13 protein-coding genes are annotated in these 14,257 nt (G+C 62.4%); 10 read left to right on the top strand and 3 right to left on the bottom strand.

The features are described 5' to 3' along the window. The first annotated feature begins 51 nt into the window (after nucleotides 1-51). From rpsP to OP496_RS10790, 9 genes are all read left to right on the top strand, one after another. Nucleotides 52-303 carry a 30S ribosomal protein S16 gene (rpsP, locus tag OP496_RS10830; RefSeq protein ID WP_280563638.1) on the top strand — a complete coding sequence of 84 codons (252 nt, stop codon included), beginning with the start codon at nucleotides 52-54 and terminating at the stop codon, nucleotides 301-303. 14 nt (nucleotides 304-317) lie between these two features. Beyond that, entirely contained in the window at nucleotides 318-872 is a 555-nt protein-coding gene (gene rimM / locus OP496_RS10825; RefSeq protein WP_280563666.1) for a ribosome maturation factor RimM, read from the top strand. 38 nt (nucleotides 873-910) lie between these two features. Then, nucleotides 911-1,714, top strand: coding sequence for a tRNA (guanosine(37)-N1)-methyltransferase TrmD (gene trmD, locus OP496_RS10820; protein WP_280563637.1), 804 nt, complete (start codon nucleotides 911-913; stop codon nucleotides 1,712-1,714). Between the two features lie 108 nt (nucleotides 1,715-1,822). Further along, nucleotides 1,823-2,182 carry a 50S ribosomal protein L19 gene (gene rplS / locus OP496_RS10815; RefSeq protein WP_280563636.1) on the top strand — a complete coding sequence of 120 codons (360 nt, stop codon included), beginning with the start codon at nucleotides 1,823-1,825 and terminating at the stop codon, nucleotides 2,180-2,182. Nucleotides 2,183-2,314: 132 nt separating this feature from the next. Further along, complete coding sequence (xerD, locus tag OP496_RS10810; protein ID WP_280563635.1) at nucleotides 2,315-3,202, top strand: site-specific tyrosine recombinase XerD; 888 nt, start codon at nucleotides 2,315-2,317, stop codon at nucleotides 3,200-3,202. Between the two features lie 2 nt (nucleotides 3,203-3,204). Further along, nucleotides 3,205-3,939, top strand: a complete 735-nt coding sequence (locus OP496_RS10805) for a DsbC family protein (protein WP_280563634.1) — start codon at nucleotides 3,205-3,207, stop codon at nucleotides 3,937-3,939. A gap of 84 nt (nucleotides 3,940-4,023) precedes the next feature. Continuing rightward, a complete protein-coding gene (locus OP496_RS10800; protein ID WP_280563633.1) occupies nucleotides 4,024-5,340 on the top strand; it encodes a homoserine dehydrogenase in 1,317 nt (438 codons plus the stop codon). 88 nt (nucleotides 5,341-5,428) lie between these two features. Continuing rightward, nucleotides 5,429-6,817 (top strand): threonine synthase, encoded by a 1,389-nt coding sequence (gene thrC / locus OP496_RS10795; protein ID WP_280563632.1) that lies wholly within the window; start codon nucleotides 5,429-5,431, stop codon nucleotides 6,815-6,817. Between the two features lie 69 nt (nucleotides 6,818-6,886). Beyond that, nucleotides 6,887-8,683 (top strand): DHHA1 domain-containing protein, encoded by a 1,797-nt coding sequence (locus tag OP496_RS10790; RefSeq protein ID WP_280563631.1) that lies wholly within the window; start codon nucleotides 6,887-6,889, stop codon nucleotides 8,681-8,683. Between the two features lie 146 nt (nucleotides 8,684-8,829). On the opposite strand, the gene OP496_RS10785 is transcribed toward OP496_RS10790, so the two are convergent. The 3 genes from OP496_RS10785 to OP496_RS10775 form a co-directional block, all read right to left on the bottom strand. Continuing rightward, nucleotides 8,830-9,249 (bottom strand): VOC family protein, encoded by a 420-nt coding sequence (locus OP496_RS10785; RefSeq protein ID WP_280563630.1) that lies wholly within the window; start codon nucleotides 9,247-9,249, stop codon nucleotides 8,830-8,832. Nucleotides 9,250-9,383: 134 nt separating this feature from the next. Beyond that, on the bottom strand, nucleotides 9,384-12,134 hold the full coding sequence (locus tag OP496_RS10780) for a heavy metal translocating P-type ATPase (RefSeq protein ID WP_280563629.1): 2,751 nt from the start codon (nucleotides 12,132-12,134) through the stop codon (nucleotides 9,384-9,386). A gap of 23 nt (nucleotides 12,135-12,157) precedes the next feature. Continuing rightward, on the bottom strand, nucleotides 12,158-12,595 hold the full coding sequence (locus OP496_RS10775; protein ID WP_280563628.1) for a MerR family DNA-binding protein: 438 nt from the start codon (nucleotides 12,593-12,595) through the stop codon (nucleotides 12,158-12,160). A gap of 313 nt (nucleotides 12,596-12,908) precedes the next feature. On the opposite strand from OP496_RS10775, the gene OP496_RS10770 reads away from it, so the two are divergent. Continuing rightward, nucleotides 12,909-14,249 carry an outer membrane protein transport protein gene (locus tag OP496_RS10770; protein WP_280563627.1) on the top strand — a complete coding sequence of 447 codons (1,341 nt, stop codon included), beginning with the start codon at nucleotides 12,909-12,911 and terminating at the stop codon, nucleotides 14,247-14,249. The last annotated feature ends 8 nt before the right edge of the window (nucleotides 14,250-14,257 follow it).

Raw genomic sequence — 14,257 nt, 5'->3', positions numbered from 1 at the left:
CCGCGACAGTCCGTGGCGTAACGTAAAACTTCAACCGTAGGATTATAGCGCATGGTTACCATCCGTTTGGCCCGTGGTGGCGCCAAGAAGCGTCCCTTTTATCACCTCGCCGTCAGCGATTCGCGTAAGTCTCGCGACGGCCGTTTCATCGAGCGTATCGGCTTCTTCAACCCGGTAGCCCGTGGTCAGGAAGAGCGCCTGCGCGTCGATCTCGAGCGTGCCGAGCATTGGCAGGGTCTGGGTGCCCAGCTCTCCGACCGCGTCGCCGAGTTGCTGAAAGAAGCACGCAAGCAGCAAGCGTGAGTGCACTACCCGCTATGTCGCACGAGACCGGTCGCGCCGATGCGGCGCAAGACGACGAGCACGTGGTGCTTGGTCGCCTGACCAGTCCCTACGGCGTGAAAGGGTGGTTGAGGGTGTATTCGTACACCAGCCCCATCGAGGGCATCTTCGAGCATGCCGAATGGGTGTTGTCACTGCGCGGCGAGCACTTCGAGTGCAAGTTGAGCCAAGGGCGTCCCCATGGCAAAGGGCTGGTCGCCAGCCTGGAAGGCATCTCGAGCCGTGAACTGGCCGAACGTTGGGCCGGCGCGGATATTCTCCTGCCCACGCAGGCATTGCCGGCGCTCGCGCCGGGCGATTATTACTGGTATCAGCTCGAAGGCCTGCGGGTCGAGACGCTATCTGGTGAGTGTCTGGGGCAAGTAGATTATCTCTTCGAGACGGGTGCCAACGACGTGTTGGTGATCCAGCCTAGTGAGGCGAGTCTCGATGACCGAGAGCGGTTGATACCGTTTCTGCCCGATGGCGTGATCCGCGAGGTGGATCTCGGTGCCGGGCGTATGACAGTGGATTGGGATTCTGAATTCTGACGCCGTATCTTGGGTGTCACTGGCCGAGTGATGAAGCCGTGTGGATTGGTGTTGTCTCCCTGTTCCCAGATATGTTTGAGGCGATCACTCGTTACGGCGTAACGGGGCGTGCCGTCGACCAGGGATTGCTAGTGGTGGATTTCTGGAATCCCCGGGATTACGCCATGGATAAGCACCGCACGGTGGATGATCGGCCCTATGGCGGTGGCCCCGGCATGCTGATGAAGGTCGACACGTTGCGACCCGCTATCGCCGAGGCACGCCGCGACGCCGAGCGCCGTGGTTGTGCGCCAGAGTGTACACGCGTGGTTTATCTGTCGCCCCAGGGGCGGCGGCTCGATCAACGTGGTGTGCGGGAGCTGGCCGACCTGGAGGCGCTGATCGTCATCGCTGGTCGTTACGAAGGCATCGACGAGCGAGTGGTCGATGCCGATATCGACGAAGAATGGTCGATCGGCGATTATGTGCTCAGCGGTGGTGAATTGCCGGCCATGGTGATGGTCGATGCCGTCTCCCGGCTGGTGCCGGGCGTGCTTGGCCATGGTGATTCGGCACTCGAGGATTCCTTTAGCGAGGGGCTTCTGGATTGCCCGCACTACACGCGCCCTGAGACGATCGATGGGCGTGGCGTGCCGGACATCCTGCTTAGCGGCAACCACGCGGCGATTCGCCGCTGGCGGCTGAAGCAGTCCCTTGGACGCACCTGGCTCAGGCGACCGGACCTTCTTGAAGGTCGCGCTCTGGATCGCGAGCAGCAACAATTGCTTGACGAGTTCATCGCGGAACATGCCACGAGTCAGCACGTCGGTAGGACGGAGGAGCGATGGTTGCTCGATGAATGAGCGCCGCGCGTCACCCACAACGTCGATTCCTGCGTTTCGCGACGCCGGGATCACGATCGGCTCTCGACACAGGAAGAGTCGATCATCCAAATATCAAGGAGTTTAGTCATGAGCAGCAAGAACAAAGTGATCCAGGCGCTCGAAACCGAGCAGATGAGCAAGAACGTTCCGGAATTCTCGCCGGGCGATACCGTGACCGTTCAGGTCAAGGTCGTGGAAGGTAACCGCGAGCGTCTGCAGGCCTTCGAAGGCGTTGTGATCGGCAAGCGCAATCGTGGGCTCAACTCCGCCTTCACTGTGCGCAAGGTTTCCCATGGTGTTGGCGTCGAGCGTACCTTCCAGACATATAGCCCGTTGGTCGATTCCATTGCGGTCAAGCGTCGCGGTGACGTGCGTCAGGCCAAGCTGTACTACCTCCGTGAGCGTAGCGGCAAGTCCGCTCGCATCAAGGAAAAGCTGACTCGTTAAGCGGCTTGCGGCGTCGTCGAGACGTCATGAGCGCTCTCTTTGGAGTGCGCTCGACGAGAACCCCGCGGGCCCTTGGCTTGCGGGGTTTTTGCATATGGGGCGGGCACAGACGACGCGGGGAGGGCAGAATCAGTGGATGATTTCAAGTGGCGTGATGCTTTTCTCGATGGGCTCTGGCTGGAGCGCGGGCTGAGTCGGCATACGCTGGATGCCTATCGTCGCGATCTGGACGCCTGGCTGGCGCACCTCGCGTCGCGCAGCGAGCGTCTACTGGCTCCCGGGGAAGACGCCTTGGAGACATTTCTGACGGCGCGTCGCGATCACTACCATCCCCGCTCGGTAGCGCGTCTGTTATCTTGTCTGCGGCGCTTTTACCGTTGGGCGCTGGCCGAAGGGCATATCGCCCATGCCCCCCTGGCCGAAGCGCGTGCTCCCAAAGCCGTCGCCAAATTGCCCAACACTCTGGATGAAGCTGAGGTCGAGCGTCTGCTTGAGGCGCCTGACTCGGATACGCCGCTAGGACTGCGCGATCGCACCATGCTCGAAGTGTTATATGGCTGCGGCCTGCGTATCTCTGAACTGATCGGTTTGACGGTGGATGCGGTCAACTTGCGTCAAGGTGTGTTGCGCGTGCTCGGCAAGGGCGATAAGGAGCGCCTGGTCCCGTTGGGCGAGGAAGCGGCCGCGTGGCTCGAACGCTACCTGCGTCAAGGGCGTGGGGGCTTGATGAACGATCCGACCCGACCGCCCTTGTTTCCCGGGCGCCATGATGGGTTCATGACCCGCCAGACGTTCTGGCATCGTATCAAGAGACATGCTGTGGTGGCCGGTATCGACAAGCCTCTCTCGCCGCACACGCTGCGCCATGCATTCGCGACGCACTTGTTGAATCATGGGGCCAATCTGCGTGTCGTACAGATGTTGCTGGGTCATAGTGACCTGTCGACCACGCAAATCTATACCCAGGTGGCTCAAGCGCGTCTGGAAGCGCTGCACGCCCAACATCATCCTAGAGGTTGATCATGTCTAGAGCCGTATTGTCCGTCATGGGGGGCGCCTTGGCCCTTATGGCCGCGCCGCTAAGCCTTGCTGCGCCCCCCGAGGGGCTGGCCGCCAAGCTGACCCACAACGGGCAGCCGATGCCAGTGGCATCGATCGAGGAGTCGCCGTTATCGGGGCTCTATGAGGTGCGCCTCGAGAGCGGCGAGACCCTGTATACAGACGCCGATGGGGAATACATGGTGGTCGGTGACCTGTATCGAAACCGTGACGGGCAGATGGTCAACTTGACCGAGCGTGCCGCCAACGAACGCCGCCAGTCGCGTCTCGATAACGTCCCCGAGGATGAGCGCGTCATCTACAAGCCTGCCGGCGAGGTCAAGGCGCGCATTACCGTCTTTACCGATACCTCGTGTCCTTATTGCCAAAAGTTGCATAAGGAAGTCCCCCGTCTCAATCAGATGGGAATCGAGGTAGACTATCTGGCCTTTCCGCGTGCCGGCGTCGACGCCGAGGCGGCACGCGTGCTGAGCCAGGCCTGGTGCGCCGACAATGCCACCGAAGCGCTCACCGCCGCGATGCGCGGAGGAACTCCGGAGGCTACGGCGCAGTGCGAGGCGCCGGTGGCCGAGCAGTATGCACTGGGGCGTGAACTGGGAATTCAAGGAACGCCTGCCATCGTGTTGCCGAATGGCCGCATGGTGCCGGGGTACGTGCCGGCCGAGCGGCTGGCGTCGATGCTCGGCATCAAGGAATGACCGAGCGACGATAAATATGATGACCTCCGACGCTAGGCGCAGGAGGTACGCTGGACACATACACTGAGCAAGGGGAGCGTGACGTTGAAACCGGTGAGAGTGGGTATCTGTGGGTTAGGGACCGTGGGTGGCGGTACCTTCAATGTGTTGACGCGCAATGCGGACGATATCGCCCGTCGCGCCAGTCGGCCGATTATCGTCGAGCAGGTCGGTACGCGTCGCGATAACCCGCAATGCGAAACCGCCGGGGTCAAGGTCACCCGCGATGTCTTCGAGGTGGCACGCAACCCCGATGTCGATGTGCTGGTCGAGTTGATCGGCGGCTACGATGTGGCCCGTGAGCTGGTGATGACTGCCATCGAGAACGGCAAACACGTGGTCACCGCCAACAAGGCGCTGATCGCCGTGCACGGCAACGAAATCTTCCAGGCCGCGCACGAGAAGGGCGTGATCGTGGCCTTCGAGGCAGCCGTGGCCGGCGGCATCCCGGTGATCAAGTCGCTGCGTGAAGGCCTGGGTGCCAACCGCATTCAATGGCTCGCCGGTATCATCAACGGCACCGGCAACTACATTCTGACCCACATGCGTGATGAAGGCCGCGCCTTCGATGACGTGCTCGCCGAAGCGCAGGCACTGGGTTATGCCGAAGCCGATCCGACCTTCGATGTCGAGGGTATCGACGCCGCCCACAAGCTGACCATCTTGGCTTCGATTGCCTTTGGCGTACCGCTTCAGTTCGACAAGGCCTACACGGAAGGTATTTCGCGGGTCACCGCCGAGGATGTCGAGCAGGCCGACCAGTTGGGCTACATCATCAAGCACCTGGGGCTTTCCAAGCGCACCGAGAAGGGCCTCGAGCTTCGCGTGCACCCGACCTTGATTCCCAAGGAGCGCTTGCTGGCCAGCGTGCATGGCGTGAAGAATGCCATCGCGGTGATGGGCGATGCCGTTGGGCCGACGCTTTACTATGGCGCCGGCGCGGGGGCTGAACCCACGGCCTCGGCGGTGGTCGCCGACCTGCTGGATGTGGCTCGCGACATCACCACCGAGCACCATTACCGTGTGCCGTATCTCGCCTTCAGCGGTATTGACGAGGCCGACGGCTCGTTGCCGATCCTGCCGATGGAGGACATTGTCACCGCTTATTACCTGCGTCTGCTGGCGGTGGACCGTCCGGGCGTACTGGCGCGAGTGGCGACGATCCTCTCCGAGCAGGGCATTTCCATCGAGGCGATCATCCAGAAGGAAGCCACCGAAGGTGAGCTGGTGCCCATCATCCTGATGACGCATCGCACCCGCGAGCAGAACATGAACGAGGCGATCCGTCAGCTCGAATCGCTGGCCGATATTGCCGGTCCGGTGACCCGGATTCGTGTCGAAGCCCTCGACGAGCAGGAATAACATCGGCCGCGAGCTTCGGGCTGCGAGCGGCGAGCAATCAAGAGCTCGTGGCTCGTAGCTCGTAGCTCGAGACCCACGGAGTGGAATGATGCGTTATATCAGTACGCGCGGCCAGGCGCCGGCGCTGAGTTTCGAAGAAGTGGTGCTGACCGGGATGGCTAGCGATGGCGGTCTCTACGTGCCGGAGACGATTCCTGCACTCTCGACGGAGGATCTCGAGGCAATGGCGGGGCTTTCCTATGCCGAGATCGCGTTTCGCGTGATGAAGCCCTTCGTCGGTGGCGAGATCGACGACGAGACCTTCCGAGGCCTCGTCACCGATGCCTATGCCGCCTTTAGCCACGAGGCGGTGGTGCCGCTCAACCAGCTCGCCAGCAACCATTTCCTGCTCGAGCTTTTCCACGGTCCGACGCTGGCGTTCAAGGATGTCGCTCTGCAACTGCTGGGGCGCATCCTCGATCACTTCCTGGCCAAGCGTGGCGAGCGGGCGGTAATCATGGGCGCGACGTCCGGGGATACCGGATCGGCGGCGATCGAAGGCTGTCGGCATTGCGACAACCTCGATATCTTCATCCTGCATCCGCATAATCGTGTATCCGAGGTGCAGCGTCGACAGATGACCTCGGTGCTGGCTGACAACGTCTTCAACATCGCCATCGAGGGCGACTTCGACGATGCCCAGGCGATGGTCAAGGCAAGCTTCGCCGATCAAGCGTTTCTGAACGGCACGCGTCTGGTGGCGGTCAATTCCATCAATTGGGCGCGCATCATGGCGCAGGTGGTCTATTACGTGGCCTCTGCGGTGGCGTTGGGCGCGCCGCATCGCGAGGTGAGCTTCTGCGTGCCCTCGGCCAACTTCGGCAATGTCTTCGCCGGCTACGTGGCCTATCGCATGGGATTGCCGGTCAAGCAGTTCGTCGTCGCGACCAATGCCAACGACATCCTGCATCGCACTCTGGCCGACAACGACTTCTCCAAGCAGGCGCTCAAGGAAACTCTGGCACCGTCGATGGATATCGTGGTGTCGTCGAACTTCGAACGCTTGCTGTTCGAGGCTTACGATCGCGATGGCGACGCCGTGCGCGATCTGCTCGCGCGCTTCCAGCACGAGCCGGCGGTACTCGCCGAGGCACCGCTCGCCAAGCTGCGCGAGAAGTTCGCCAGCCACAGCGTGGATGACGACACCATTCTCGAGGTGATCCGCGAGGCGCATGGGCGTACCAAGGAACTACTCGACCCGCATACCGCGACGGGCTATCGCGCTGCCGAGCGTGTTCGCGCGGATGCCGCGACGCCGATGATCACCCTGGCGACCGCGCATCCGGCCAAGTTCGCCGATGCGGTGCTCCAGGCGGGTTTCGAGGGCGTGCCGCTGCCCGTACACATGGCCGGCTTGCTCGAGCGTGAAGAGCACTACACGGTGCTGCCGGCCGAGCTCGAGGCCGTGCAAGCCTTCGTCGCCGAACAGCGCCGCTGACGTTCCATGGCGTCGTGGTGATCCGCGACGTCCCGGTTTGCCATACCGCCGTCTCCCGAGGAGTCATTCGTGTCAGTAGCTGAGCATGATCCGCAACACCTACTGAACCGTCGTATCTTGTCGCGTCCGCGTGATGAGGGTGTCTACCGCCGCGCGCAGTCGGCCGGGCTCAGCGAACTGCAGGCGCGGATACTGGCCGGGCGTCTGCATGACTACACGGATGATATCGCATCGCTGATCGACCCCAGCCTGCGCTATCTGGCGCATCCCGAGCGTCTGCAGGACGCGCGCCGTGCCGCCGAGCGGATCGCCCTGGCGGTGGCCGAGGGCGAGCATATCGGCATCTTGACCGACTACGATGTCGACGGCATTACCTCGCACGTCGTCATCCTGCGGACTCTGAACGAGCTATTCGGTGTACCGATGCACAAGCTGCACAGCTTGATCGGCCACCGTATCTTCGATGGCTACGGCATCAGTTTGCCGCTGGTGGAGCGCACCCTGGCATTGTCGCCACGACCCGGTCTGGTGATCACCGCCGACTGCGGTAGCTCCGATGAGCCGCGTATCGCGCGCCTGCGTGAGGCGGGGCTCGATGTCGTGGTCACCGACCATCATGCCTTGCCGACGGCGGGGCCACCGGCGTCGGCGTATGCCACCGTCAATCCCACGCGCAGCGATTGCGATTACCCGGATCCCACCATCGCCGGTTGCATGGTGGCGTGGCTGACCATGTCACTGACGCGCTCGGTGCTCATCGAGCAGGGTGTGGCCTCGCCCTCGACCCCGAAATTATCGCCGTGGCTGTCCTACGTCGCCTTGGGCACCGTGGCGGATTGCGTCTCGATGGGGGCGAGCCCCGCCAACCGCGCCGTGGTCAGCCATGGACTGACGCTGATCAACCGCATGGGGGCTGCCTGCTGGCGGGTCATGGCCGAGCGTCTTGGGGACGACAGCATGCCCTTCGATGCCGAGACCCTGGCCTTTCAGATGGGGCCGCGCATCAACGCACGCTCGCGCCTCGACGACCCTTATGCGGCGCTGCATTTCATGCTCGCCGCCGACGATGCCTCGGCACGGCGTCATCTCGAGGTGCTGGATACCGACAATCAGTCGCGCAAGGCGATCGAGGCGGACATGGTCGAGAGCGCCCGAACATTGGCGCTCGACGCGCTGGCCGAAGGTGCATCGGCTATCGTGGTCTTCCTCGAGGATGGGCATGCCGGCGTACAGGGTATCGTCGCTTCGCGTCTGGTGCAGTCCTTCGGGCGCCCTACGCTGGTGCTCACACCGGCCGCCGCGCCAGGCATGCTGACTGGCTCGGGACGTTCCATAGAAGGGCTGCACCTGCGCGATGCATTGCAGCGTGTGCATGAACTGGCCCCCGAGGCGTTGCCGCGTTTCGGTGGGCATAGTGGCGCGGCGGGCATCGGCGTACCCCGCGAGCGTCTGGCGGAATTTCGTGACGCCTTCCTCACGGCGGTCGAGGAACAACTCGGTGACCGCGAACTTTTTCCGTATGTACTGACCGACGGTGCCTTGACGCCCGAGCAACTGTCGCTGGCGGCGGTGGATGAACTGGCGCGCTTGGCGCCTTACGGTCGCGAGTTCGACGCCCCGCTTTTCGACGGCGAGTTTCGCATCGAGCAGCTACGCCCGGTGGGGGCCGAGGGTAACCATCTGATGCTCGAGCTCTCGTGCGGCGCGGTGAGCCTCAAGGCGATCTGGTTTCGCGCCCTGACACCCGGCGAACTGCCGCCGTTCGGGCTCGGAGATCGTCTGCGCTGTGCCTACAAGTTATCGCGCAATCGCTGGCGGGGTCGTGAATCATTGCAGCTGATGGTCGAGCACGCAGAACCTGTTTAAGAGGGAAGAGGGAAGAGGGAAGAGGGAAGAGGGAAGAGGGAAGAGGGAAGAGGCGGAAGCGATTCTGTTTCCCTGAGGTTTCTTCCAGCCGCGTAGCGGCGCTCTTCTTTCTTCAAGACGCGTAGCGTCGTACTGACTTTTTTCTCTCAGTAGTTCGGCCAGACGCCGGGTGTGGCCAGCTCCAGTAGGTGGCCGTCCGGGTCGCGGAAGTAGAGGCTTTCACCGCCTTTCGGCCAGTGGGTGCGGCCTTCGATGGGAATTTCGTGCACGGCGAGCTGGGCTTCCCAGTCATGCAATGCGTCGCGGGCGATGGCCAGTGCCAGATGCACGCGCCCGGTGCCATCGTGGGGCGGTATGGTGCCCATGCCGTGCGGCAGGTTTACGGTTTCCTCGGTGCTGCCTTGCTGAAACAGCAGCAACACGCTGCCCGGCCCGGCCTCGTACGCGGTGAAACGATGATCGGCGGTGAAGGCCGACAGCGTCATCACGTTCTCGAAGAAGGCCCGGGCGCGGGCCATGTCGGTGACGTAGAGGGCGGTTTCGAGAACGCCTTGGATGCGTGGCATATCACTCCTCGTTTACCGCGACGCGATGCCTCCCAGCATAGCCATCACACGGCAATGATCTCAACGTGGCGATAGCCAGAACCACCAGACGATGCCGGCGATCAATGCCAGCCCAATCAGATTGATGAGCAGTGTCATGCGGCCTCCTCGGATGTTCTGGCACTGTGTGCCGTGGATTTGAAAAGCCGCAACCGGTTGGCGTTGCTGACCACTGTGACCGAGGACAATGACATGGCCACGGCGGCGACGATGGGCGAGAGCAGCATTCCCGTCAGCGGATAGAACACCCCGGCGGCGATGGGAATCCCCAGGCCGTTGTAGCCGAAGGCGCCCCACAGGTTCTGTTTGATGTTGCGCAGCGTGGCGCGGCTGATCTCGATAGCATCGGCCACGCCGTGGAGCGAATTGCGCATCAGCGTGATACCCGCCGATTCGATCGCCACGTCGGTGCCTTGGCCGATGGCGAAGCCCACGTTGGCTTGCGCCAGGGCCGGGGCGTCGTTGATGCCGTCGCCGGTCATGCCGACGAGATGGCCGTCGCGTTGCAGCCGCGCGACGATCTCGCGCTTGTCCTCGGGCAATAGCTCGGCCTCGACACGCGCGATTCCCAGCGCTTGTGCCACGGCCCGGGCGGTGTGTGCGTTATCGCCGGTCAGCATGACCACTTCGATGCCGTCCGCCTGCAAGCGCGCCACGGCGTTGCGGCTATCCTCGCGCAGCGGGTCGCTGATGCCGAAGACGCCCAGCACCTGCCCGTCGGCGGCCAGATAGAGCGGTGTCTGCGCCTTGCCTTCAAGCTCAGCTCCCCATGCCTGGGCCTGGCCCAGTTCGACATCGCCTTCGTGCATCAGAGCGGCGTTGCCGAGTCGCAGCGACTGGCCTGTGTCGGTGACGGCGGTGACGCCACGCCCGCTGAGCGCTTGAAACTCGCGCAACTCGGGAAGTGCGGTCTGCGTGGCGCCCTGTTGGTCGGCGTAGTCGCCGAGTGCCTCGGCGAGGGGATGCTCGGAGCCGCGTTCGAGGGCCGCCACCCAGCTCAATGCGGTGTGGGTATCCTCGGTGGCCCACTGGGCAGCAGTCACGCGCGGGCGACCCTCGGTCAGGGTGCCGGTCTTGTCGACGACCAGCGTGGTCAGCTTGCTGGCGGTCTGCAGTGCCTCGCCGTCGCGCACCAGGATGCCGTGCTCGGCGGCCTTGCCGACGCCGATCATGGTCGACATCGGTGTCGCCAGACCCAGGGCGCATGGGCAGGCGATGATCAGTACGGTGGTGGCGGTAACCAGCATGTGGACCAACTGCGGCGCGGGGCCGAAATTGAACCAGACCAGCGCCGTGAGGACGGCGATGATCAACACGCTGGGCACGAAGACGGCGGAAATTCGGTCGGCCAGGGCGCCGATGGGAGGACGTGAGTTCTGGGCGCTGGCCACTTGCTCGACGATGCGTCCCAGGCGACTGTCGGCGCCGATACGGGTGGCACTATAGACCAGTGTGCCACGGCCGTTGACCGTACCCGCACTGACCTCGTCGCCCGGATGCTTGGCGACGGGCTGGGGCTCGCCGGTCAGCATCGATTCGTCTATATGGCTGTCGCCTTCCTCGACGCGACCATCCACGGCTAGGCGCTCGCCGGGGCGCACGCGGATTCGCTCATCGACGGCGACTTCTTCGAGCGGTATGTCGCGCTCGTCGCCTTCACGAATCACCCGGGCGGTGGGCGCCTGCAGGTCGAGCAGGCGATTGAGCGCCCGTGAGGTACGCCCCCGGGCGCGCAGTTCCATGGCATTGCCGAGGCTGATCAGGCCGATGATCATCACCGAGGCTTCGAAATAGAGCCCGCGCGCGGCGACTGGGATCGCCTCGGGGATCAGTACCACCGTCATCGAATAGAGCCAGGCTGTGCCGGTACCGACGGCGATCAGGGTATCCATGTTGGCCTGATGATGACGGAAGGTCTTCCAGGCATTGACGAAGAAGCGTCGGCCCGCCGTGGCCATGATGCCCAGCGTGACCACGCCGATCAGCAGCCAGACCCAGCGTTCCGGTCCGCTCAACTGTGGCTGATGGAACAGCATGCTGCCCATCAGCAGCACTCCGGGGATGAGCCCCAATGCGGTGTCGCGGAGCCGTTGGCGATATTCGCGCGCCTCGTTTTGCTCACGGGTGCGTGCGGCCTGGCCGAGATCCTCGATGGGCTCGGCACCGTAGCCGACCGCTTCAACGGCATCCACCAGCTGTTGGGGGCGCGTGTCACCGAAGACCTCGGCGGTATGCGAGCCGAAGTTGACGCTGGCCGAGCGCACGCCGGGCGTGGCGTTCAAGGCCTGGGTAACGGTGTTGACGCAGCCGGCGCAGGTCATGCCGGACAACGATAGGCGAACGGGCGTCCCGTCGGGTGTTGCCTCGGTGTCTTGCCGGTCGCCGCTCGAGGCCGTCGATGATGCGCTGTCGTCAGCGGCACTGGTCGTCGTTTCCGGAGGGTAGCCGGCTTGCCCGAGCAACGCGCTCAGGCGCTCTGCGTCCAGAGATGATTTGACGTCGAGAGACTTTTCATCGGGCTCGCCAGTGACCTCGGCTTGACCGTCCTCGGCCTGAACCGCCTCGCGCATGCGTTTGACGCAGCCCTGGCAGCTCATGCCGGGCACTTGGAAATGGTGCGTGCTGCTTGTAGCAGCCGAGGTTTCGGGGGGATAACCGGCTTGCTCGAGCAACGCGCTCAGGCGCTCCGCGTCCAGAGATGATCTGACGTCGAGATGCTTTTCATCGGGCTCGCCGGTGACTTCAGCTTGATCATCCTCGGCTTGGATAGCCTCGCGCATGCGTTTGACGCACCCCTGGCAGCTCATGCCGGGCACGGTGAAGGAATGGGGAGCCGTTGTGCTCATCTTGCGTTCTCCGTTCGGGGCGCTCATGGCGCCTGGCGTGAGAAATCGTCATCACTTTCCATGGGGAGGCTCTCGATCAGCCGGCACAAGCTATGGCCGTCGGGCGTGCCATCCGGCATATCCCTCCAGGCGGCCAAAGCGTGTTCCATGCGCGTCGCCAGGGCCTGCAGCTCACGGATGCGCGATTGAATTTCCGGCAATCGTTCGGCCAGCAGGTCACGCACCATGGGGCATGGAGAGTCGCCATGGTCGGCATGCTCGAGAATCTCGCGCACCTCGCGAAGACTGAACCCCAGCGTGCGTGCGCGCTGGATGAAACGCAGGCGATTGAGGTCGTTGGCATCGTAGAGCTGATAGCCGTTGTCGGGGTCGCGTTGCGGATGCAGTAGCCCCTCGCGTGTGTAATGGCGCACTGTTTCGCCGGTGACGTCGGCGGCTCGGGCCAGATCGCTGACTTTCATGGCACCCTCCTGAATGATGAGACAAGTCTAAAACCTTTGGGTGACACAAAGGTCAAGGAAGATCCAGTCTATTTCCAATGTCTTCTTTTAATGCATTGAAATAAATACATAAATACTCCGCCTGCTGTTAAAGACACTAGAAAAGAGAATCTTGGTAAGACTAAAGAATGAGCGTTTCCAGGATTAAAACAAACGTTTGCTCTTGACTTGAAAACGCCCATCGGCCAAAACGAAAAGGCACGCCATTATTCGGACAAAGGCAAAAAATCTAGAAGATTTTCTCCTCCACGTCTCCGCAGAAGAGGACGTTTTCATGTATAACAATATCAACAAGCTCACTGTCGCTGTGACCCTGGCATCTGCCGTGATGGTGTCCGGTCAGGCTGCCGCATCGGGCTTTCAGGTTCGTGAACAGAGCGCCAAGGCATTGGGTAACGCCATGGCAGGTGCGGCGGCCGGTGCCGAGGATGTCAGTTACATGACCTTTAATCCGGCAGCCATCGGTAATGTCGAGGGCACTCAAATAGCGGGCGGTATTTCCTATCTCGATGCCAACTTCGAATTGACCGATGCCTCGGCGAGCCCAGCCGGATCACCGGTGAGCTATGATCGTGGCGGCTCGCGCGAAGGCGGCGAGGAAGCCTGGGTGCCCAGCTTTGCCTTCAAGACGCGCCTGAATGAACGGTTCGATTTGGGTCTTGCGATCTCTGCGCCGTATGGCCTCTCGACGAAGTATGACAAGGAGTGGATCGGCCGCTATCACGCTGTCGAAACTGAGCTCGAGACCATCGATATCCAGCCGACACTGAACTACCGTGCCACCGATCGTCTCAACTTGGCGGTGGGGCTGCGTGCCCAGTATGCTGACGCTACTCTGTCTAATGCCATCGATCTAGGTGGGCAGGGAGCTTTGGCAAGTGTGCCTGGTGCTGCACCGGGTGCTAATGACGGCATGGCCGAGGTGACCGGCGATGATTGGGGTTACGGCTATACCCTGGGGGCGTTATTCCAGGCGACCGAGCGGACTCGCCTGGGCATCAGCTACCGCTCAGAAGTCGAGCTGACGCTGGACGGTGACGTCGATTACAGCTCTAGCGATCCGGTTGGCCAGCAAGTGCTGGCGAATTCGTCATTACAAGATGCCGGAGGCAAGGCGGATATTACCACTCCGGCCAACCTCAACCTGGGCATCTATCATCAGTTGACCGATCGGCTTGCCTTGATGGCGAACGCTGAATGGACGGAATGGAGCAGCTTCAAGGAACTGACCGTCGAGTCTGGTGGCCGCGAACTGAGCACCACGACCGAAAACTGGGACGATACCTGGGCCTTCTCGGTCGGGGCCAACTATCGGCTCAACTCGCAGTGGATGTTGAGAACGGGGCTGGGGGTCGACGAATCGCCGGTTCCGGACAGCGAGCATCGCACGCCGCGTGTACCGGATGCCGACCGCCGTTGGGCGACACTCGGTGCGACCTGGATGCCGACGTCGGAGTTTGGTGTGACGGCAGGGTACATGCGCGTGTTCGGTGATGATGGCGATATCGATCAGAACGCAACGCCGACCAACGAGAATGCGACCCGCGGAGATCTTTCCGGTACCTATGAAGTCGACGCCAACGTCTTCGCACTGTCGATGGATTATCGTTTCTGAACCGAGGC

This window comes from Chromohalobacter sp. 48-RD10, assembly GCF_029889785.1.
In the GTDB taxonomy this organism is placed as follows: domain Bacteria; phylum Pseudomonadota; class Gammaproteobacteria; order Pseudomonadales; family Halomonadaceae; genus Chromohalobacter.
The sequence above is the reverse complement of the archived record's forward strand: the minus strand, read 5'-3'. Positions and strand labels throughout refer to the sequence as shown.

Excerpts from the sequence above, each read along its gene's own strand:
- OP496_RS10805 (WP_280563634.1), top strand. The coding sequence starts at position 3,205 with ATGTCTAGAGCCGTATTGTCCGTCATGGGGGGCGCCTTGGCCCTTATG.
- OP496_RS10785 (WP_280563630.1), bottom strand. The coding sequence starts at position 9,249 with ATGCCACGCATCCAAGGCGTTCTCGAAACCGCCCTCTACGTCACCGAC.
- thrC (WP_280563632.1), top strand. The coding sequence starts at position 5,429 with ATGCGTTATATCAGTACGCGCGGCCAGGCGCCGGCGCTGAGTTTCGAA.
- rplS (WP_280563636.1), top strand. The coding sequence starts at position 1,823 with ATGAGCAGCAAGAACAAAGTGATCCAGGCGCTCGAAACCGAGCAGATG.
- rpsP (WP_280563638.1), top strand. The coding sequence starts at position 52 with ATGGTTACCATCCGTTTGGCCCGTGGTGGCGCCAAGAAGCGTCCCTTT.
- OP496_RS10770 (WP_280563627.1), top strand. The coding sequence starts at position 12,909 with ATGTATAACAATATCAACAAGCTCACTGTCGCTGTGACCCTGGCATCT.
- OP496_RS10775 (WP_280563628.1), bottom strand. The coding sequence starts at position 12,595 with ATGAAAGTCAGCGATCTGGCCCGAGCCGCCGACGTCACCGGCGAAACA.
- OP496_RS10780 (WP_280563629.1), bottom strand. The coding sequence starts at position 12,134 with ATGAGCACAACGGCTCCCCATTCCTTCACCGTGCCCGGCATGAGCTGC.
- rimM (WP_280563666.1), top strand. The coding sequence starts at position 318 with ATGTCGCACGAGACCGGTCGCGCCGATGCGGCGCAAGACGACGAGCAC.